The sequence below is a fragment of the Pseudomonas brenneri genome, from assembly GCF_007858285.1.
In the GTDB taxonomy this organism is placed as follows: Bacteria; Pseudomonadota; Gammaproteobacteria; order Pseudomonadales; family Pseudomonadaceae; genus Aquipseudomonas; species Aquipseudomonas brenneri.
Window position 1 is genome coordinate 21,558 of record NZ_VFIL01000016.1, and the last position, 18,556, is coordinate 40,113.

Below are 18,556 nucleotides of genomic sequence, written 5' to 3' on the forward strand. Positions count from 1 at the left end.
GAAGGGGTGCATCATGGCAATCGTTAAATGCAAACCGACTTCCCCTGGCCGCCGTTTTGTGGTCAAGGTGGTCAACCAGGAGCTGCATAAAGGCGCTCCTCACGCACCGCTGCTCGAGAAGAAATCGAAGACTGGTGGTCGTAACAACAATGGTCGCATTACCACTCGTCACATCGGTGGTGGCCATAAGCAGCATTATCGTCTGGTCGATTTCCGTCGCAACGACAAAGATGGCATCTCTGCCACTGTCGAGCGTATCGAATACGATCCAAACCGTACTGCTCACATCGCTCTGCTGCTGTACGCAGATGGCGAGCGTCGCTACATCATCGCGCCTAAAGGCGTGAGTGCTGGCGACCAGCTGATCGCAGGTGCTCTGGCACCGATCAAGCCGGGCAACGCTCTGCAACTGCGTAACATTCCAGTTGGTAGCACCGTACACGGCATCGAATTGAAGCCAGGTAAAGGCGCACAGATCGCTCGTTCCGCTGGTGCTTCGGCTCAGCTGATCGCTCGTGAAGGTGTCTACGTGACCCTGCGTCTGCGTTCTGGTGAGATGCGTAAAGTGCTGGCTGAATGCCGTGCGACCCTGGGCGAAGTCTCGAACTCCGAGCACAGCCTGCGTTCGCTGGGTAAAGCTGGTGCCAAACGCTGGCGTGGCGTTCGCCCAACCGTTCGTGGTGTTGCCATGAACCCGGTTGACCACCCACACGGTGGTGGTGAAGGTCGTACCTCTGGTGGTCGTCATCCGGTATCGCCATGGGGCTTCCCGACTAAGGGCGCGAAGACTCGTGGTAATAAGCGTACCGACAAAATGATCGTCCGTCGTCGCAAGTAAATAGAGGGATACGACAGTGCCACGTTCTCTGAAAAAAGGTCCTTTTATTGATCTTCACCTACTGAAGAAGATCGAAGTGGCGGCGGAAAAGAACGATCGCAAACCAGTTAAGACCTGGTCGCGCCGTTCTATGATCCTGCCACAAATGGTCGGTTTGACCATCGCAGTACACAACGGTCGCCAACACGTCCCAGTTCTCGTTAACGAAGACATGGTCGGCCACAAACTGGGCGAGTTTGCCGGTACCCGCACTTACCGTGGGCACGTGGCAGACAAGAAAGCCAAGCGTTAAGGGGTTAGGAAATGGAAGTAGCCGCTAAGTTGTCGGGCGCTCGAATCTCCGCCCAGAAAGCCCGCTTGGTCGCCGACCAGATCCGCGGGAAGAAGGTGGGCGAAGCGCTCAACCTGTTGGCTTTCAGCAGTAAGAAAGCCGCCGAGATCATGAAGAAAGTGCTGGAGTCGGCCGTAGCCAACGCCGAGCATAACGAAGGCGCAGACGTTGATGACCTGAAGGTCAGCACCGTTTTCGTCAACGAAGGGCGTTCGCTGAAGCGTATCATGCCGCGTGCCAAAGGCCGTGCTGATCGCATCGTCAAGCGGTCTTGCCATATCACTGTCAAGGTTGCTGACAAGTAACGGAGTCGAAGAGATGGGTCAGAAAGTACATCCCATTGGCATTCGCCTGGGAATCGTCAAGGAGCACACCTCCGTCTGGTACGCAGACGGTCGGACTTATGCGGACTATTTGTTCGCTGATCTGAAGGTGCGTGAGTATCTCCAAGACAAACTAAAAAGCGCGTCCGTAAGCCGTATCGATATCCATCGTCCGGCCCAAACTGCACGTATCACCATCCACACCGCTCGTCCAGGTATCGTTATCGGGAAGAAAGGTGAAGATGTTGAGAAACTGCGTCAGGACCTGACCAAGCAAATGGGTGTGCCTGTGCACATCAATATCGAAGAGATCCGCAAGCCGGAGCTCGACGGTATGCTGGTTGCGCAGAGCGTAGCTCAGCAGCTGGAGCGCCGCGTAATGTTCCGTCGTGCTATGAAGCGCGCCGTGCAAAACGCCATGCGTATTGGTGCCAAGGGCATCAAAATCCAAGTGAGCGGTCGTCTCGGCGGTGCTGAAATCGCACGTACTGAATGGTATCGCGAAGGTCGTGTGCCGTTGCACACCCTGCGTGCCGACATCGACTATGCCAACTACGAAGCTCACACCACTTACGGTGTGATCGGTGTAAAGGTTTGGATCTTCAAAGGCGAAGTAATTGGTGGTCGCCAAGAAGAACTGAAACCACAAGCACCAGCGCCTCGTAAAAAAGCTGCTAAGTAAGGGGTACGCCAAATGTTGCAACCTAAGCGTACGAAGTTCCGCAAGCAGATGACAGGCCACAACCGTGGTCTGGCTCAGCGCGGTAGCAAAGTCAGCTTCGGCGAGTTCGCGCTGAAGTCTGTAGCTCGTGGTCGTCTCACCGCTCGTCAGATCGAGTCAGCGCGTCGTGCACTGACCCGTCACGTAAAACGTGGCGGCAAGATCTGGATCCGTGTATTCCCGGACAAGCCGATCTCCAAAAAGCCTCTTGAGGTTCGGATGGGTAAAGGTAAGGGTAACGTGGAATACTGGGTAGCCCAGATTCAGCCAGGCAAAGTCCTGTATGAAATCGAGGGTGTAACTGAAGAGCTGGCGCGTGAGGCTTTTGCCCTGGCTGCTGCAAAGCTGCCGCTCGCCACCGCCTTTGTTAAACGGACGGTGATGTGATGAAAGCGAATGAACTTCGTGAAAAATCCGCACAGCAGCTGAACGAGCAACTGCTCGGCCTGCTGCGCGACCAGTTCAATCTGCGTATGCAGAAAGCAACTGGCCAGTTGGGGCAGTCTCATCTGCTCTCGCAAGTTAAGCGTGACATCGCTCGCGTGAAGACTGTGCTCAACCAGCAGGCAGGTAAGTGATCATGGCTGAAGCCGAAAAGACTGTCCGTACGCTGACTGGCCGTGTTGTCAGCGACAAGATGGACAAAACCATCACCGTTTTGATCGAGCGTCGCGTTAAGCACCCGATCTACGGTAAATATGTTAAGCGTTCGACTAAGCTGCACGCGCACGACGAAACCAATCAGTGCCACATCGGCGACAAAGTCACTATTCGTGAAACTCGTCCGCTGGCCAAGACCAAGTCTTGGGCACTGGTTGATGTTCTCGAACGCGCTGTGGAAGTCTAAGGACTAGGGGTCGGAGAAATTATATGATTCAGACTCAATCCATGCTCGATGTGGCCGATAACAGCGGCGCTCGCCGTGTTATGTGCATCAAGGTGCTGGGTGGCTCCCATCGTCGTTACGCTGGTATCGGTGACATCATCAAAGTTACCGTCAAGGAAGCAATTCCTCGCGGTAAAGTGAAAAAAGGCCAAGTGATGACTGCTGTTGTAGTCCGCACTCGTCACGGCGTACGCCGTGCTGATGGCTCCATTATCCGCTTTGATGGCAACGCTGCTGTTCTTCTGAACAACAAGCAAGAGCCGATCGGCACCCGTATCTTTGGGCCAGTGACCCGTGAACTTCGTACTGAGAAGTTCATGAAGATCGTCTCGCTCGCCCCAGAAGTGCTGTAAGGAGATCCGACATGCAAAAGATTCGTCGTGACGACGAGATCATCGTGATCGCCGGCAAAGACAAAGGTAAGCGCGGTAAGGTGCTGAAGGTTCTTGCTGATGACCGTCTGGTCATTGGTGGTCTGAACCTGGTCAAGCGTCATACCAAGCCTAACCCCGCGTCGGGCGTACAGGGCGGTATCGTCGAGAAAGAAGCGCCATTGCACGCTTCTAACGTCGCCATCTTCAATGGCGAAACCAACAAGGCTGACCGCGTTGGTTTCAAAGTAGAAGACGGTAAGAAAATTCGTGTCTTCAAGTCGACCCAAAAAGCGGTTGATGCTTGAACACTGCTAGGTAGATAAGACCATGGCACGACTAAAAGAGATTTACCGGAAGGAAATCGCTCCGAAGCTTAAGGAAGAACTTAAGCTTTCGAACGTGATGGAAGTTCCGCGCGTTACCAAAATCACCCTGAACATGGGTCTGGGCGAAGCGATCGGCGACAAAAAAGTCATCGAGCACGCTGTTGCTGACCTGGAAAAGATCACCGGTCAAAAAGTCGTTGTGACTTACGCTCGGAAATCCATCGCTGGCTTTAAAGTCCGTGAAGGTTGGCCGATCGGTGTCAAAGTGACTCTGCGCCGTGAGCGTATGTACGAGTTCCTGGATCGTCTGCTGTCGATCTCCCTGCCTCGGGTTCGCGACTTCCGCGGCCTGAATGCCAAGTCCTTCGATGGTCGTGGTAACTACAGCATGGGCGTGAAAGAGCAGATCATCTTCCCGGAAATCGACTACGACAAGATCGATGCTCTCCGCGGTCTGGACATCACCCTGACCACCACTGCCAAGAACGATGATGAAGGCCGCGCTCTGCTGCGTGCGTTCAAATTCCCGTTCCGCAACTGATTGGAGTAGGACCATGGCCAAGATGAGCATGAAAAACCGCGAGCTGAAGCGTCAGCTCACGGTTGCCAAGTACGCCAAGAAGCGTGCAGCACTGAAAGCTATCATCGTTGATCTGAACGCAAGTCCAGAAGCACGTTGGGAAGCTACAGTAGCTCTGCAGAAGCAGCCACGTGACGCAAGCGCTTCGCGCATGCGTAACCGCTGCCGCCTGACCGGTCGTCCACACGGCGTTTACCGCAAGTTCGGCCTTGGCCGTAACAAACTGCGTGAGGCGGCAATGCGTGGTGACGTACCAGGTCTGGTTAAAGCCAGCTGGTAAGTACTTTCGAAGTCCAGGTGGCCAGGATCGCAAGATACTGACCACCGGTGGCCTAGAATCTGGAACAAGCCCCTTTTGGGGCTTGTTTCATTTCCGTAGTGTGTCTAAAATACGCGGCTCGCCTGAGCCCGTGTGTTTTATGCCCGGAGATTCTCGGTGACATATGTAGCCGCAAGGCTAATTTTTTTGTATTAGGAGCGTCTAGCCCATGAGTATGCAGGACCCGTTAGCGGACATGCTAACTCGTATCCGTAATGCCCAGATGGCTGAAAAGTCCGTCGTAAGCATGCCATCTTCCACGTTGAAGGTAGCTGTTGCCAAAGTCCTGAAAGACGAAGGCTACATTGCGGGTTATCAGATCAGCAGCGAAATCAAGCCACTGCTGTCCATCGAGCTGAAGTACTTCGAAGGCCGTCCGGTCATCGAGGAAGTGAAGCGCGTTAGCCGTCCAGGCCTGCGTCAGTACAAGTCCGTTGAAGATCTGCCGAAAGTTCGTGGCGGTCTTGGCGTGTCTATCGTCTCCACCAACAAAGGTGTGATGACGGATCGTGCTGCGCGCGCTGCCGGTGTCGGCGGCGAAGTTCTTTGCACTGTGTTCTAAGGGGGGATAAGCATGTCTCGCGTCGCTAAGAACCCCGTTAAGCTGCCAGCCGGTGTCGAAGTAAAATTCGCAGGCCAACAGCTTTCGGTGAAGGGTGCCAAGGGTACTCTTGAACTGAACATCCATTCGTCCGTTGAGATCGTTGAAGAAGCTGGTGAGCTGCGTTTCGCTGCTCGCAATGGCGATCAACAAACTCGCGCAATGGCCGGTACCACGCGTGCGTTGGTAAACAACATGGTCCAAGGCGTAAGCCAAGGCTTCGAGCGCAAGCTCCAGCTGGTCGGTGTTGGTTACAAAGCGCAAGCAAAAGGCACGGTTTTGAACCTGGCCCTTGGCTTCTCGCACCCAGTGGATTACGAACTGCCGGAAGGCATCACCGCTGAAACTCCTAGCCAGACCGATATCCTGATCAAGGGCATCGATAAGCAGCTGGTAGGTCAAGTGGCTGCCGAGATCCGCGACTTCCGTCCACCAGAGCCGTACAAAGGCAAAGGTGTGCGCTACGCGGACGAAGTCGTCCGTCGTAAAGAAGCCAAGAAGAAGTAGGGCATAGCAAATGACCGACAAAAAAGTTACTCGACTGCGTCGCGCTCGCAAAGCACGCCTGAAAATGCACGAACTCGAAGTCGTGCGTCTCTGCGTGTTCCGCTCGTCGCAGCACATCTACGCCCAGGTCATCTCGGCCGACGGCAACAAAGTCCTGGCAAGCGCCTCGACTTTGGATAAAGAACTGCGTGATGGTGCCACTGGCAACATCGACGCGGCCACTAAGGTTGGCCAGCTGGTCGCTACGCGTGCTAAGGCCGCTGGCGTCTCGCAAGTGGCTTTCGACCGCTCTGGCTTCAAGTACCACGGCCGCGTGAAAGCGCTGGCTGATGCTGCTCGTGAAGCTGGGCTGGAGTTCTAAGTTATGTCAAATAACGACCAAAAGCGCGACGAAGGCTACATTGAGAAGCTGGTTCAAGTTAACCGCGTAGCCAAAACCGTTAAAGGCGGCCGTATCTTCACTTTCACCGCGTTGACCGTGGTAGGTGATGGTAAGGGCCGTGTTGGCTTCGGCCGTGGCAAGTCGCGTGAAGTGCCTGCTGCGATCCAGAAGGCAATGGAAGCTGCTCGTCGCAACATGATCCAAGTTGACCTGAACGGCACCACTCTGCAGTACGCAATGAAGTCCGCTCACGGCGCTTCGAAGGTGTACATGCAGCCTGCTTCTGAAGGTACCGGTATCATCGCTGGCGGCGCTATGCGTGCTGTCCTCGAAGTTGCTGGCGTTCAGAACGTTCTGGCCAAGTGCTACGGCTCGACTAACCCGGTAAACGTGGTTCACGCCACTTTCAAGGGTTTGAAAGCTATGCAGTCTCCTGAATCCATTGCCGCCAAGCGTGGCAAAAGCGTCAAGGAGATCTTCTGATCATGGCTACCGTTAAAGTAACGCTGATCAAAAGCATGACCGGCCGCATCCCTAACCACAAATTGTGCGTTAAGGGTTTGGGTCTGCGTCGCATCGGTCACACTGTAGAAGTCCAGGATACTCCCGAGAATCGCGGGATGATCAACAAGGCTTACTACATGCTGCGTGTCGAGGGTTAATCGATGAAACTCAATGATCTGAGTCCAGCGCCGGGTTCCCGTCGCGAAAAGCATCGTCCGGGCCGTGGTATCGGTAGCGGTTTGGGTAAGACTGGTGGCCGTGGCCACAAAGGTCAGACCTCCCGCTCCGGTGGCACCATTGCTCCAGGCTTTGAAGGCGGTCAACAGCCGCTGCATCGTCGCCTGCCGAAGTTCGGTTTCGTTTCCCTGAAAGCCATGGATCGCGCAGAAGTGCGTTTGTCCGAGCTGGCTAAAGTGGAAGGCGACATCGTTACTCTGCAGACCCTGAAAGATGCCAACGTGATCAACGTCAACGTACAGCGTGTGAAAATCATGCTGTCCGGTGAAGTGACTCGCGCTGTCACTATCGGCAAGGGAATCGGCGCCACCAAAGGTGCGCGTTCGGCTATCGAAGCAGCTGGCGGCAAGTTCGAGGAATAAATGGCTAAGCAAGGTGCTCTCTCAGCGCTCGGCAAAGGCGGTATGTCTGAACTTTGGGCTCGTCTGCGTTTTCTGTTCCTGGCGATTATCGTCTACCGAATAGGCGCACACATCCCGGTTCCAGGTATCAACCCGGACCGACTCGCAGACCTGTTTCGACAGAATGAGGGGACCATTCTTAGCTTGTTCAACATGTTTTCCGGCGGCGCGCTGGAACGGATGAGCATCTTTGCACTGGGGATCATGCCGTACATTTCGGCATCGATCATCATGCAGTTGATGAGCGCCGTCAGCCCGCAGCTGGAGCAGTTGAAGAAGGAAGGTGAAGCTGGTCGTCGCAAGATTAGCCAGTACACCCGCTACCTCACTGTCGTTCTTGCTCTCGTCCAGGCTGTTGGCATGTCCATCGGTCTGGCAGGGCAGGGCGTAGCGTTCACTGGTGACTTTGGCTTCCATTTCGTCGCGGTAACCACATTTGTGGCTGGTGCGATGTTCATGATGTGGCTGGGTGAGCAGATTACTGAGCGTGGTGTTGGCAACGGTATCTCGATGTTGATTTTCGCAGGTATCGTCGCCGGTCTTCCGAGGGCAATCGGGCAGTCTTTCGAGTCTGCACGTCAGGGTGATATCAATATCTTCGCCTTGGTTGCCATCGGTTTGCTGGCAGTAGCGATTATCGGTTTTGTGGTGTTCATTGAGCGTGGCCAGCGTCGTATTGCTGTTCACTACGCCAAGCGTCAGCAGGGCCGTAAGGTCTTTGCCGCGCAGACCAGCCACTTGCCGCTGAAAGTGAATATGGCCGGTGTTATTCCTGCTATCTTCGCGAGCAGCATTTTGCTGTTTCCGGCTTCGTTGGGTGCCTGGTTCGGTCAGTCTGAAGGTATGGGCTGGTTGCAGGACATCTCGCAGTCGATCGCTCCTGGTCAGCCGTTGAATATTCTGCTGTTTAGTGCAGGGATTATTTTCTTCTGCTTCTTCTATACGGCGTTGATGTTCAATCCGAAAGACGTAGCGGAAAACCTGAAGAAGTCCGGTGCCTTTATTCCGGGTATTCGTCCAGGCGAGCAGTCGGCGCGCTATATTGATGGCGTTCTGACTCGTTTGACCCTGTTCGGTGCTCTATATATGACGGCCGTGTGCTTGCTACCCCAGTTTCTGGTGGTTGCAGCCAACGTTCCGTTCTACCTTGGCGGGACCTCGTTGCTGATCGTCGTCGTGGTTGTGATGGACTTCATGTCCCAAGTACAATCGCACCTCGTTTCGCACCAGTACGAATCCCTGATGAAGAAAGCCAACCTGAAGGGCTACGGCAGCGGCATGTTGCGCTGAGTACCCCATAAGGTTCGAGGAGTTGGTGATGAAAGTTCGTGCATCGGTGAAAAAGCTGTGCCGTAACTGCAAAATTATTCGCCGCGAAGGTGTTGTTCGAGTAATTTGCAGCGCGGAACCGCGTCACAAACAGCGCCAAGGCTGAGTGTGATCCGCTTGAAGCCCGGCAGCTAGTGCGCTGCCGGGTTGATTATTTGTTATTACAGCGATATTATCTCGCGCCCTATTTCTTGGCTTCCGGGGCGTAGGTAGCTGTCAATTGGAGTCCCACTGAATGGCCCGTATTGCAGGCGTTAACATTCCAGATAACAAGCACACTGTTATCTCGCTGACCTACATCTATGGTGTTGGTCGCACTACTGCGCAGAAAATTTGCGCAGTTGCTGGGGTAAACCCAGCCGCTAAGATCAAGGATCTGAGCGACGAGCAGATTGAATTGCTGCGTGGCGAAGTGGCGAAGTTCACCACTGAAGGTGACCTGCGTCGCGAAATCAACATGAAAATCAAGCGTTTGATGGACCTCGGTTGCTATCGCGGTCTGCGTCATCGTCGTGGTCTTCCAGTACGCGGTCAGCGTACCAAGACTAACGCGCGTACCCGTAAAGGTCCGCGTAAGCCGATCCGCAAGTAATCGCCCCAGCGAATCGACAGGAAAATTATCATGGCAAAACCTGCTGCTCGTCCTCGTAAAAAAGTTAAAAAGACAGTGGTTGATGGCATCGCCCACATCCATGCATCTTTTAACAACACCATCGTGACCATCACCGACCGTCAAGGTAACGCGCTTTCTTGGGCTACCTCCGGTGGTTCGGGTTTCCGCGGTTCCCGCAAGTCCACCCCGTTCGCTGCTCAAGTAGCTGCTGAACGTGCTGGTCAAGCTGCGCTGGAATATGGCCTGAAAAACCTCGACGTTAACGTCAAGGGTCCAGGTCCAGGTCGTGAGTCTGCTGTCCGTGCTTTGAACGGCTGTGGCTATAAGATCGCCAGCATCACCGACGTGACGCCAATCCCGCACAACGGGTGCCGTCCGCCGAAGAAGCGCCGCGTGTAATCCAGGAGATTGTAAAGAATGGCTCGTTACATTGGTCCAAAATGCAAACTCGCTCGTCGCGAAGGCACCGATCTCTTTCTGAAGAGCGGCGTGCGCGCGATCGAATCGAAGTGCAACATTGAAGCAGCACCTGGTATCCACGGCCAACGCCGCGGTCGCCAGTCCGACTACGGCACCCAACTGCGTGAAAAGCAGAAGGTCCGTCGTATCTACGGCGTTCTCGAGCGTCAGTTCAGCGGCTACTACAAAGAAGCTGCTGGCAAGAAAGGTGCAACCGGTGAAAACCTGCTGCAACTGCTCGAATGCCGTCTGGACAACGTTGTATACCGTATGGGCTTTGGTTCGACTCGTGCCGAATCCCGTCAGCTGGTATCGCACAAATCCGTCAGCGTAAACGGCCAAACCGTTAACGTTCCGTCCTACCAGGTTCGTGCTGGTGACGTTGTCGCGATTCGCGAGAAAGCAAAAAACCAGCTTCGCATTGTCCAAGCTCTCGATCTGTGTGCCCAACGTGGCCGCGTAGAATGGGTAGAAGTAGACACTGAGAAGAAGTCGGGCGTTTTCAAGAACGTTCCTGCTCGCAGTGATCTGTCCGCCGACATCAACGAAAGCCTGATTGTCGAGCTCTACTCCAAGTAAGGGCTAGAAAATAGGTGCATCCATGCAGATTTCGGTAAATGAGTTCCTGACACCCCGCCATATTGATGTGCAGGTTGTCAGTCCAACCCGCGCCAAGATCACTCTCGAGCCTCTCGAGCGTGGTTTTGGCCACACCCTGGGCAACGCGCTGCGCCGCATCCTGTTGTCCTCAATGCCCGGCTGTGCAGTAGTCGAGGCCGAGATTGACGGTGTGCTCCACGAGTACAGCGCCATCGAAGGTGTACAGGAAGACGTAATTGAAATCCTGTTGAACCTTAAAGGTCTGGCTATCAAGCTGCACGGCCGTGACGAAGTTACGCTGACCTTGTCGAAGAAGGGTTCGGGGGTGGTTACCGCTGCCGATATTCAGCTGGATCATGATGTCGAGATCGTTAACCCCGATCACGTAATCGCTAACCTGGCGTCTAACGGCGCCCTGAACATGAAGCTCACTGTAGCTCGTGGTCGTGGTTATGAACCGGCCGACTCGCGTCAGAGCGATGAAGACGAAAGCCGCAGCATTGGTCGCTTGCAGCTTGACTCTTCGTTCAGCCCGGTTCGCCGCATCGCATACGTGGTGGAAAACGCCCGTGTCGAGCAGCGTACTAACCTGGACAAGCTGGTTATTGATCTGGAAACCAACGGTACTCTGGATCCTGAAGAGGCTATTCGCCGCGCTGCAACCATCCTGCAACAGCAGTTGGCTGCGTTCGTCGACCTCAAAGGTGACAGCGAACCAGTGGTAATCGAGCAGGAAGACGAGATCGATCCGATCCTGCTTCGCCCGGTTGACGATCTGGAACTGACTGTACGTTCGGCTAACTGCCTTAAGGCGGAAAACATTTACTACATCGGTGACCTGATCCAGCGCACCGAAGTAGAACTGTTGAAGACTCCGAACCTGGGCAAGAAATCCTTGACTGAAATCAAGGACGTTCTGGCCTCCCGCGGTCTGTCCCTCGGCATGCGCCTCGACAACTGGCCGCCTGCAAGTCTTAAGAAGGACGACAAGGCGACTGCCTGATCGTCGTAATCACCGAACGTGAGTTTGGTAAGGAATGAACCATGCGTCATCGTAAAAGTGGTCGTCACCTGAGCCGTACCAGCTCGCACCGCAAGGCCATGTTTCAAAACATGGCGGTGTCGCTGTTCGAGCACGAGCTGATCAAAACTACACTGCCGAAAGCCAAAGAACTGCGTCGCGTTGCTGAGCCGCTGATCACTTTGGCCAAGACAGACAGCCTGGCTAACCGCCGTCTGGCTTTCGACCGTACTCGTTCGAAAGCTATCGTTGGTAAGCTCTTCAACGACCTGGGCAAGCGCTACGCTACCCGTGAGGGTGGCTACCTGCGCATCCTCAAGTGCGGTTTCCGCACTGGCGACAACGCGCCTATGGCGTACGTCGAGTTGGTTGATCGTGCTACTGCTGGCGAAGCTGTATCCGCCGAGTAAGACGACAGTCTGCAACGAAAAACCGGGCCTAGTGCCCGGTTTTTTGTTTTTGAAGTAAGACAAATCCTATTTAAGCAGCGCTCCTCAATCTTGATACTGGTGCTATGGAGAGGGAGGTGACGGTAGTTTTTTTCTATTGATGCCGACAATTATATGAATTTGTAGACGTCATGCTGATGGTCAATACTCCCTCTAAGCCGATTAGCCGGCAGTTCCAAGACTGACCTGAGGAGATTGAGCATGAGCCAGAATAAAACCCTTACGACCGCCAGTGGCGCTCCCGTTGCTGACAACCAGAATTCCCGTTCCGCCGGCCCGCGTGGCCCGTTGCTGCTCGACGACTTTCACCTGATCGAGAAGCTGGCCCACTTCAACCGTGAAAACATCCCAGAGCGACGTGTACACGCCAAAGGCTCGGGAGCGTATGGCACGTTCACGGTTACCAAAGACATTACCCAATACACCAGCGCCAAACTGTTTGAAGCTGTTGGTAAGCAGACGCCGACCTTCCTGCGTTTCTCTACAGTCGGTGGCGAGCGCGGCTCGGCAGATACCGAGCGCGATCCACGTGGCTTCGCACTCAAGTTCTATACCGAAGAAGGTAACTGGGACATCGTGGGCAACAACACCCCGATATTCTTCATCCGTGACCCGCTGAAATTCCCGGACTTTATCCACACTCAAAAACGCCTGCCGCAAAGCAACCTGAAAAGTGCACAGATGATGTGGGACTTCTGGTCGCATTCGCCCGAGGCGCTGCACCAGGTCACCATCCTGTTCTCGGACCGCGGCATCCCGGACGGCTACCGTCACATGCATGGTTTTGGCAGCCACACCTACAGCCTGATCAGCGCCAATGGCGAGCGTCACTGGGTGAAGTGGCACTACAAGACCAAGCAGGGTATCAAGAACCTCGCGCCTGCCGATGCAGCCCGCCTGGCCGGTACCGATCCGGATTACGCCCAGCGCGACCTGTTTGAGGCCATTGAGCGCGGAGATTTCCCTAAATGGCGTGTGTGCATCCAGATCATGACTGAGGCCCAGGCCAATGCTCACTACGAGAATCCCTTCGATGTGACCAAAACCTGGTCGCAGAAAGAGTTTCCGCTGATTGAGGTGGGTGAGTTGGAATTGAACCGCAACCCGCTGAACTACTTCGCCGAAGTGGAGCAGGCAGCGTTCGGTCCAAGCAATATGGTGCCGGGTGTCGGTTTGTCGCCGGACCGCATGCTCCAGGGCCGTGTGTTCGCTTACGCCGATGCGCACCGCTACCGTATTGGCACCAACCATCAGCACCTGCCGGTGAATGCTTCGCGCAGTCCGGTCCACAACTACCAGCGTGATGGCTCCATGGCGTTTGGCAGCAACGGTGGCGCGGCTCCCAACTACGAGCCAAACAGCTACGCCGATGCACCAAAACAAGCTCCACAGTACGCAGAGCCTGCCCTGGCTCTGAGCGGTGCAGCGGATCGTTATGATCACCGCGAGGATACTGATTACTACAGCCACGCCGGTGCGCTGTTCCGCTTGATGAATGCTGAGCAAAAAACGCTGTTGATCAACAACATCGCCGGCGCGATGGCGGGTGTTTCCAGTGATGTGGTTCAACGTCAGCTGCAACACTTCTTCAAGGCAGATCCGGCTTATGGAGAAGGAATCGCAACTGCGCTGGGTGTATCGATTAACTAACTCTAAGTGATAAGCAGAACCGCCCTCATTTGGGCGGTTTTTGCGTTATTTCAGCTACTTTTCTCCGGAAATCTTCACTTTTCTGCCGTTCGTCCCGTGACCTGCAGGTCTGCATGGTTCAAACTAGGGTCTTTCAAGCAGGGAGATGTAGGGCGATGCAAGGTCACCCCGACGTAATCGATTACCTCAACACGTTGCTGACGGGCGAACTGGCAGCTCGTGACCAATATTTCATTCACTCGCGTATGTACGAAGACTGGGGCTTTACTGAGCTCTACGAGCGTATCAACCACGAAATGGAAGAAGAGGCACAGCACGCCGACGCGCTGATGCGTCGTATCCTGATGCTCGAAGGCACGCCGCGCATGCGTCCTGACGACCTGGATACCGGCACCACAGTGCCTGAGATGCTCGCCAGCGACTTGCGCCTGGAGTACAAAGTCCGCGCCGCACTGTGCAAGGGCATTGAGCTTTGCGAGAAGCACAACGACTACGTGACCCGGGAAATCCTGCGCGTACAGTTGAACGATACTGAAGAAGATCACACCTACTGGCTGGAAAAGCAGTTGGGCCTGATCAAGTTGATCGGCCTGGAAAACTACCTGCAATCGCAGTTCTGATTCCACCGGTTATAAAAAAGCCCCTGTCACCGCTATGGTGACAGGGGCTTTTTGTTGGGCCGAACAATCAGGCCCGGTCGCGCGCCAGCAGCGGCTTCAGATAGTAGCCAGTATGGGATTGTGGCATTTCGGAAACTTGCTCCGGCGTGCCCACCGCAATTATCTGCCCACCCTTGGAACCGCCTTCCGGCCCAAGGTCCACCAGCCAGTCGGCTGTCTTGATCACGTCCAGGTTGTGTTCGATCACTACCACGGTGTTGCCGTGGTCTCGTAAACGGTGCAGCACGTCGAGCAACTGCTGGATATCCGCAAAGTGCAGCCCGGTGGTTGGCTCGTCAAGGATGTACAGGGTCTTGCCGGTATCGCGTTTGGACAGTTCACGAGACAGTTTGACCCGCTGCGCTTCGCCACCGGACAGCGTGGTCGCCGACTGCCCCAGCTTGATATACGACAAGCCCACGTCCATCAGGGTCTGAAGCTTGCGTGCCAGGGCCGGCACTGCGTCAAAGAACACCCGCGCTTCCTCGATCGTCATCTCAAGGGTTTCATGGATGTTCTTGCCCTTGTACTTGATCTCCAGGGTCTCGCGGTTGTAGCGCTTGCTCTTGCACACGTCGCAAGGTACGTAGATGTCCGGCAGGAAGTGCATCTCGACCTTGATCAAGCCGTCGCCCTGGCACGCTTCGCAGCGCCCACCCTTGACGTTGAAGGAGAAGCGCCCAGGGCCATAACCACGGGAACGGGACTCCGGCACACCGGCGAACAGTTCGCGAATCGGCGTGAACAGCCCGGTATAGGTCGCGGGGTTGGAGCGGGGGGTGCGGCCAATCGGGCTCTGGTCGATATCCACCACCTTGTCCAGGAGCTCCAGGCCCTTGATGCTGTCATGCGCGGCAGCTTCCAGGGTGGTGGCACCGTTCAGCGCGGTGGCGCTGAGGGGGAACAAGGTGTTGTTGATCAGCGTCGACTTGCCCGAGCCGGAGACGCCGGTCACGCACGTCAGCAGGCCCAGGGGGATTTCCAGGTCGACATTGCGCAGGTTGTTGCCGCGCGCGCCCTTGAGGTGCAGCGCCTGTTTTTTGTTGCGCGGTGTACGTTTGGCCGGTACTTCGATTTTCACTCGGCCAGACAAGTATTTACCGGTGAGCGAGTCCGGGTGTGCCATGACTTCGGCCGGTGTGCCTTGGGCAACAATATGTCCGCCATGCACGCCGGCACCGGGGCCGATATCGACCACATAGTCCGCCAGGCGAATGGCATCCTCATCGTGCTCGACCACGATCACCGTGTTACCGATATCACGCAGGTGCTTGAGCGTGCCCAGCAGTCGATCGTTGTCACGCTGGTGCAGGCCGATTGAGGGCTCGTCCAGGATGTACAGCACGCCCACCAGGCCGGCGCCAATCTGGCTGGCCAGGCGAATGCGCTGGGCTTCGCCGCCGGACAGGGTGTCGGCGCTGCGATCCAGGGACAGATAGTCCAGGCCCACGTTGACCAGGAACTGCAGGCGCTCGCGGATTTCCTTGAGGATCTTGTCGGCAATCTCGCCGCGACGCCCGGTCAACTTCAGTACGCCAAAGTACTCGCAGGCGTCGCCGATGGGCAGGTTGGTCACTGCTGGCAGGGTCTTCTCGCCGACCCATACGTGGCGAGCCTCGCGACGCAAGCGGGTGCCACGGCAATCAGGGCAGGGCTGGGTGCTGAGGAACTTGGCCAGTTCTTCGCGTACGCTGGCCGATTCGGTTTCCCGGTAGCGACGTTCCAGGTTGGGCACGATGCCTTCGAATGGGTGGGAGCGCTTGACGATATCGCCACGGTCATTCAGGTATTTGAAGTCGACGTTCTGCGAGCCGCTGCCATGCAGGATGACTTTCTGTTGCTCTGCGGGCAGCTCGTTGAACGGTACTTCCAGGCTGAATTTATAGTGGGCGGCTAGCGACCCGAGCATCTGGAAGTAGTAGACATTGCGCCGGTCCCAGCCGCGTATGGCGCCCTCCGCCAGCGTCAGGTCGCCATTGACCAGGCGCTTGATGTCGAAGAACTGCTTGACCCCCAACCCATCACAGGTCGGGCAGGCGCCGGCCGGATTGTTGAAAGAGAACAGCTTGGGTTCCAGTTCGCTGATGGCGTGGCCGCAGATCGGGCAGGCGAAGCGTGCGGAAAAGATGATTTCTTCGCCGGGCTCGTCGTCCATCGGTGCGACCAGGGCGATACCGTCCGCCAGCTTCAGCGCGGTCTCGAACGACTCCGCCAGACGTTGCTGCAGGTCGGCACGCACCTTGAAGCGGTCGACCACCACATCAATGGTGTGCTTCTTCTGTTTATCCAGTTTCGGCGCTTCGTCCAGCTCATATAGCTTGCCGTTGATCCTGGCGCGGACAAAACCCTGGGCGCGCAGTTCTTCGAAGACCGACAGGTGTTCGCCCTTGCGCTCGCGGATCACCGGCGCCAGCAGCATCAGCTTGGCGCCTTCCGGCTGGGCCAGTACCAGGTCGACCATCTGGCTGACGGTCTGGGCTTCCAGCGGGATATCGTGATCCGGGCAGCGCGGAATACCGACGCGTGCGTACAGCAGGCGCAGGTAGTCGTAGATTTCGGTGATGGTGCCCACGGTGGAGCGCGGGTTGTGGGAGGTCGATTTCTGTTCGATGGAAATGGCTGGCGACAGGCCTTCAATGGTGTCGACATCAGGCTTTTCCATCATCGACAGGAACTGCCGGGCGTAGGCCGACAGCGACTCCACATAACGACGCTGGCCTTCGGCATACAGCGTATCGAACGCCAGCGACGACTTGCCAGACCCGGACAAACCGGTGATGACAATCAGTTTGTCCCGGGGCAGGGTCAGGTCGATGTTCTTCAGGTTGTGGGTTCTAGCCCCACGAATCAGGATCTTGTCCAAGATGGCCTCGTACGGCGGGCGTATAAATAATGCAGGAGTATACGGCTAAAGACTGGATGAATATACACTGTCGATTTGCCCATTTCAGGCTTGGATGAAAGCTGCGCGGCAAAGCGCCGCATATACCCTCTCAATCGATGGGACTGGTAGAATCGCCGCCGGTTCACACGAGGTTTTTCCATGCACGATCCCCACAGCGAACGCATGAGTAGCGGCGAGACCCGAGCGGCAAGCGGTCTGGCACTGGTGTTCGCCTTCCGTATGCTGGGCATGTTCATGGTGTTGCCGGTGCTGGCGACCTATGGCATGGACCTCGCCGGCGCGACCCCAGCCCTGATCGGCCTGGCGATTGGCGCCTACGGCCTGACCCAGGCACTTTTCCAGATTCCGTTCGGGATCATTTCCGACCGCATTGGCCGCCGGCCGGTGATCTACCTGGGGTTGATCATCTTCGCCCTGGGCAGCGTGCTGGCGGCCAATGCCGATTCGATCTGGGGCGTGATCGCCGGGCGCATCCTGCAAGGCGCGGGTGCAATTTCCGCGGCAGTGATGGCACTGTTGTCAGACCTGACTCGCGAACAGCATCGCACCAAGGCCATGGCCATGATCGGCATGACCATCGGCCTGTCGTTTGCCGTTGCGATGGTGGTTGGCCCGCTGCTGACCCGTGCGTTCGGCCTGCACGGCCTGTTCCTGGCCACCGGTGGCATGGCGTTGTTCGGTATTGTGATCGTGGCCTTTATGGTGCCGCGCTCCACCGGGCCGCTGCAGCACCGTGAGTCGGGCGTGGCCAAACAAGCGCTGCTGCCGACGCTCAAGCACCCGGACCTGCTGCGCCTGGATTTAGGTATCTTTGTATTGCACGCGATGCTGATGTGCAGCTTCGTTGCCTTGCCCCTGGCCCTGGTGGAAAAAGCCGGCTTGCCCAAGGAAGAGCACTGGTGGGTCTACCTCACCGCGTTGTTGATTTCATTCTTCGCCATGATCCCGTTCATCATCTACGGCGAGAAGAAACGCAAAATGAAACGAGTTTTGCTCGGCGCCGTCGCGACATTGATGCTCACTGAACTATTCTTCTGGCAGTTCGGCGACAGCCTACGGGCACTGGTCATTGGGACGGTGGTGTTTTTCACCGCGTTCAACCTGCTGGAGGCCTCACTGCCTTCGCTGATCAGTAAGGTTTCGCCGGCAGGTGGCAAGGGCACGGCAATGGGGGTTTATTCCACCAGCCAGTTCCTCGGTTCGGCGCTGGGCGGCATCATGGGCGGCTGGATGTTCCAGCATGGCGGTTTGTCGGTTGTGTTCCTCGGATGCGCCGGGCTGGCTGCACTTTGGCTGCTCTTTGCTGTTACCATGCGCGAACCTCCCTACGTCACAAGCCTGCGTTTGCCGCTATCGCCCGAGGCGATCCGTGAAAGCGGTCTGGTAGAGCGCCTGAAGGCGGTCGTAGGGGTAACGGATGCAGTCGTGGTCGCTGAAGAGGCGGCCATTTACATCAAATTGGACACCGAACTATTGGATCGCGCGACGCTTGAGCAACTGGTCAACCCAGTGCCGACAGCGCGCCCAGCCTAGGAGAACGT

Annotated in this window: 28 protein-coding genes; 27 read left to right on the forward strand and 1 reads right to left on the reverse strand. The window is 56.2% G+C overall.

Annotated elements, in window-relative coordinates; translation table 11 throughout:
* The first annotated feature begins 13 nt into the window (after nucleotides 1-13).
* The 26 genes from rplB to bfr all read left to right on the forward strand — a co-directional run bounded on the left by rplB (nucleotide 14) and on the right by bfr (nucleotide 14,071).
* On the forward strand, nucleotides 14-838 hold the full coding sequence (rplB, locus tag FJD34_RS25770) for a 50S ribosomal protein L2 (RefSeq protein WP_003176423.1): 825 nt from the start codon (nucleotides 14-16) through the stop codon (nucleotides 836-838).
* A gap of 16 nt (nucleotides 839-854) precedes the next feature.
* Nucleotides 855-1,130 carry a 30S ribosomal protein S19 gene (gene rpsS, locus FJD34_RS25775; RefSeq protein WP_002555486.1) on the forward strand — a complete coding sequence of 92 codons (276 nt, stop codon included), beginning with the start codon at nucleotides 855-857 and terminating at the stop codon, nucleotides 1,128-1,130.
* Between the two features lie 11 nt (nucleotides 1,131-1,141).
* Nucleotides 1,142-1,474, forward strand: a complete 333-nt coding sequence (gene rplV / locus FJD34_RS25780; protein WP_003103908.1) for a 50S ribosomal protein L22 — start codon at nucleotides 1,142-1,144, stop codon at nucleotides 1,472-1,474.
* A gap of 13 nt (nucleotides 1,475-1,487) precedes the next feature.
* On the forward strand, nucleotides 1,488-2,174 hold the full coding sequence (rpsC, locus tag FJD34_RS25785; protein WP_003176422.1) for a 30S ribosomal protein S3: 687 nt from the start codon (nucleotides 1,488-1,490) through the stop codon (nucleotides 2,172-2,174).
* Between the two features lie 12 nt (nucleotides 2,175-2,186).
* The gene (rplP, locus tag FJD34_RS25790) at nucleotides 2,187-2,600 is read left to right on the forward strand and encodes a 50S ribosomal protein L16 (RefSeq protein WP_003232424.1); all 414 of its coding nucleotides are present in this window, start codon (nucleotides 2,187-2,189) and stop codon (nucleotides 2,598-2,600) included.
* Nucleotides 2,600-2,791, forward strand: coding sequence for a 50S ribosomal protein L29 (gene rpmC / locus FJD34_RS25795; protein ID WP_002555481.1), 192 nt, complete (start codon nucleotides 2,600-2,602; stop codon nucleotides 2,789-2,791). Before rplP ends, rpmC begins: the two co-directional genes overlap by 1 nt.
* A gap of 2 nt (nucleotides 2,792-2,793) precedes the next feature.
* Nucleotides 2,794-3,060 carry a 30S ribosomal protein S17 gene (rpsQ, locus tag FJD34_RS25800; protein ID WP_003176419.1) on the forward strand — a complete coding sequence of 89 codons (267 nt, stop codon included), beginning with the start codon at nucleotides 2,794-2,796 and terminating at the stop codon, nucleotides 3,058-3,060.
* 23 nt (nucleotides 3,061-3,083) lie between these two features.
* Complete coding sequence (gene rplN, locus FJD34_RS25805) at nucleotides 3,084-3,452, forward strand: 50S ribosomal protein L14 (RefSeq protein ID WP_002555479.1); 369 nt, start codon at nucleotides 3,084-3,086, stop codon at nucleotides 3,450-3,452.
* A gap of 11 nt (nucleotides 3,453-3,463) precedes the next feature.
* Nucleotides 3,464-3,778 (forward strand): 50S ribosomal protein L24, encoded by a 315-nt coding sequence (rplX, locus tag FJD34_RS25810; RefSeq protein ID WP_029299388.1) that lies wholly within the window; start codon nucleotides 3,464-3,466, stop codon nucleotides 3,776-3,778.
* A 22-nt stretch (nucleotides 3,779-3,800) separates the two neighbouring features.
* Complete coding sequence (gene rplE, locus FJD34_RS25815) at nucleotides 3,801-4,340, forward strand: 50S ribosomal protein L5 (RefSeq protein ID WP_003210069.1); 540 nt, start codon at nucleotides 3,801-3,803, stop codon at nucleotides 4,338-4,340.
* 13 nt (nucleotides 4,341-4,353) lie between these two features.
* Nucleotides 4,354-4,659 (forward strand): 30S ribosomal protein S14, encoded by a 306-nt coding sequence (rpsN, locus tag FJD34_RS25820; protein ID WP_003176414.1) that lies wholly within the window; start codon nucleotides 4,354-4,356, stop codon nucleotides 4,657-4,659.
* 208 nt (nucleotides 4,660-4,867) lie between these two features.
* Nucleotides 4,868-5,260, forward strand: coding sequence for a 30S ribosomal protein S8 (gene rpsH, locus FJD34_RS25825; RefSeq protein ID WP_017848802.1), 393 nt, complete (start codon nucleotides 4,868-4,870; stop codon nucleotides 5,258-5,260).
* A 12-nt stretch (nucleotides 5,261-5,272) separates the two neighbouring features.
* Nucleotides 5,273-5,806, forward strand: coding sequence for a 50S ribosomal protein L6 (rplF, locus tag FJD34_RS25830; protein WP_003176412.1), 534 nt, complete (start codon nucleotides 5,273-5,275; stop codon nucleotides 5,804-5,806).
* Between the two features lie 10 nt (nucleotides 5,807-5,816).
* Nucleotides 5,817-6,167, forward strand: coding sequence for a 50S ribosomal protein L18 (gene rplR / locus FJD34_RS25835; protein ID WP_003186037.1), 351 nt, complete (start codon nucleotides 5,817-5,819; stop codon nucleotides 6,165-6,167).
* Nucleotides 6,168-6,170: 3 nt separating this feature from the next.
* Nucleotides 6,171-6,671: a 30S ribosomal protein S5 gene (rpsE, locus tag FJD34_RS25840; protein ID WP_003186035.1), complete on the forward strand. Its 501-nt coding sequence runs from the start codon at nucleotides 6,171-6,173 to the stop codon at nucleotides 6,669-6,671.
* A gap of 2 nt (nucleotides 6,672-6,673) precedes the next feature.
* Nucleotides 6,674-6,850 (forward strand): 50S ribosomal protein L30, encoded by a 177-nt coding sequence (rpmD, locus tag FJD34_RS25845; RefSeq protein ID WP_003176408.1) that lies wholly within the window; start codon nucleotides 6,674-6,676, stop codon nucleotides 6,848-6,850.
* Nucleotides 6,851-6,853: 3 nt separating this feature from the next.
* A complete protein-coding gene (rplO, locus tag FJD34_RS25850; RefSeq protein WP_016969471.1) occupies nucleotides 6,854-7,291 on the forward strand; it encodes a 50S ribosomal protein L15 in 438 nt (145 codons plus the stop codon).
* Nucleotides 7,292-8,620 (forward strand): preprotein translocase subunit SecY, encoded by a 1,329-nt coding sequence (secY, locus tag FJD34_RS25855; protein ID WP_018612224.1) that lies wholly within the window; start codon nucleotides 7,292-7,294, stop codon nucleotides 8,618-8,620.
* Between the two features lie 28 nt (nucleotides 8,621-8,648).
* Nucleotides 8,649-8,765 carry a 50S ribosomal protein L36 gene (rpmJ, locus tag FJD34_RS25860; protein WP_002555468.1) on the forward strand — a complete coding sequence of 39 codons (117 nt, stop codon included), beginning with the start codon at nucleotides 8,649-8,651 and terminating at the stop codon, nucleotides 8,763-8,765.
* Nucleotides 8,766-8,894: 129 nt separating this feature from the next.
* Nucleotides 8,895-9,251, forward strand: coding sequence for a 30S ribosomal protein S13 (gene rpsM / locus FJD34_RS25865; protein ID WP_024077676.1), 357 nt, complete (start codon nucleotides 8,895-8,897; stop codon nucleotides 9,249-9,251).
* A 30-nt stretch (nucleotides 9,252-9,281) separates the two neighbouring features.
* Entirely contained in the window at nucleotides 9,282-9,671 is a 390-nt protein-coding gene (gene rpsK, locus FJD34_RS25870; protein WP_002555466.1) for a 30S ribosomal protein S11, read from the forward strand.
* An 18-nt stretch (nucleotides 9,672-9,689) separates the two neighbouring features.
* A complete protein-coding gene (gene rpsD / locus FJD34_RS25875; protein ID WP_003210056.1) occupies nucleotides 9,690-10,310 on the forward strand; it encodes a 30S ribosomal protein S4 in 621 nt (206 codons plus the stop codon).
* A 22-nt stretch (nucleotides 10,311-10,332) separates the two neighbouring features.
* A complete protein-coding gene (locus FJD34_RS25880; protein ID WP_003176403.1) occupies nucleotides 10,333-11,334 on the forward strand; it encodes a DNA-directed RNA polymerase subunit alpha in 1,002 nt (333 codons plus the stop codon).
* Nucleotides 11,335-11,375: 41 nt separating this feature from the next.
* On the forward strand, nucleotides 11,376-11,762 hold the full coding sequence (gene rplQ / locus FJD34_RS25885) for a 50S ribosomal protein L17 (RefSeq protein ID WP_007918448.1): 387 nt from the start codon (nucleotides 11,376-11,378) through the stop codon (nucleotides 11,760-11,762).
* 240 nt (nucleotides 11,763-12,002) lie between these two features.
* Nucleotides 12,003-13,451 carry a catalase gene (locus FJD34_RS25890; protein WP_032861614.1) on the forward strand — a complete coding sequence of 483 codons (1,449 nt, stop codon included), beginning with the start codon at nucleotides 12,003-12,005 and terminating at the stop codon, nucleotides 13,449-13,451.
* Nucleotides 13,452-13,606: 155 nt separating this feature from the next.
* Nucleotides 13,607-14,071: a bacterioferritin gene (bfr, locus tag FJD34_RS25895; RefSeq protein ID WP_029299402.1), complete on the forward strand. Its 465-nt coding sequence runs from the start codon at nucleotides 13,607-13,609 to the stop codon at nucleotides 14,069-14,071.
* A gap of 67 nt (nucleotides 14,072-14,138) precedes the next feature.
* On the opposite strand, the gene uvrA is transcribed toward bfr, so the two are convergent.
* Nucleotides 14,139-16,973 carry an excinuclease ABC subunit UvrA gene (uvrA, locus tag FJD34_RS25900; RefSeq protein WP_029299403.1) on the reverse strand — a complete coding sequence of 945 codons (2,835 nt, stop codon included), beginning with the start codon at nucleotides 16,971-16,973 and terminating at the stop codon, nucleotides 14,139-14,141.
* A gap of 180 nt (nucleotides 16,974-17,153) precedes the next feature.
* Between uvrA and FJD34_RS25905 the strand changes: the two genes are divergently transcribed.
* The gene (locus FJD34_RS25905) at nucleotides 17,154-18,548 is read left to right on the forward strand and encodes an MFS transporter (RefSeq protein ID WP_032861616.1); all 1,395 of its coding nucleotides are present in this window, start codon (nucleotides 17,154-17,156) and stop codon (nucleotides 18,546-18,548) included.
* Nucleotides 18,549-18,556 lie beyond the last annotated feature (8 nt).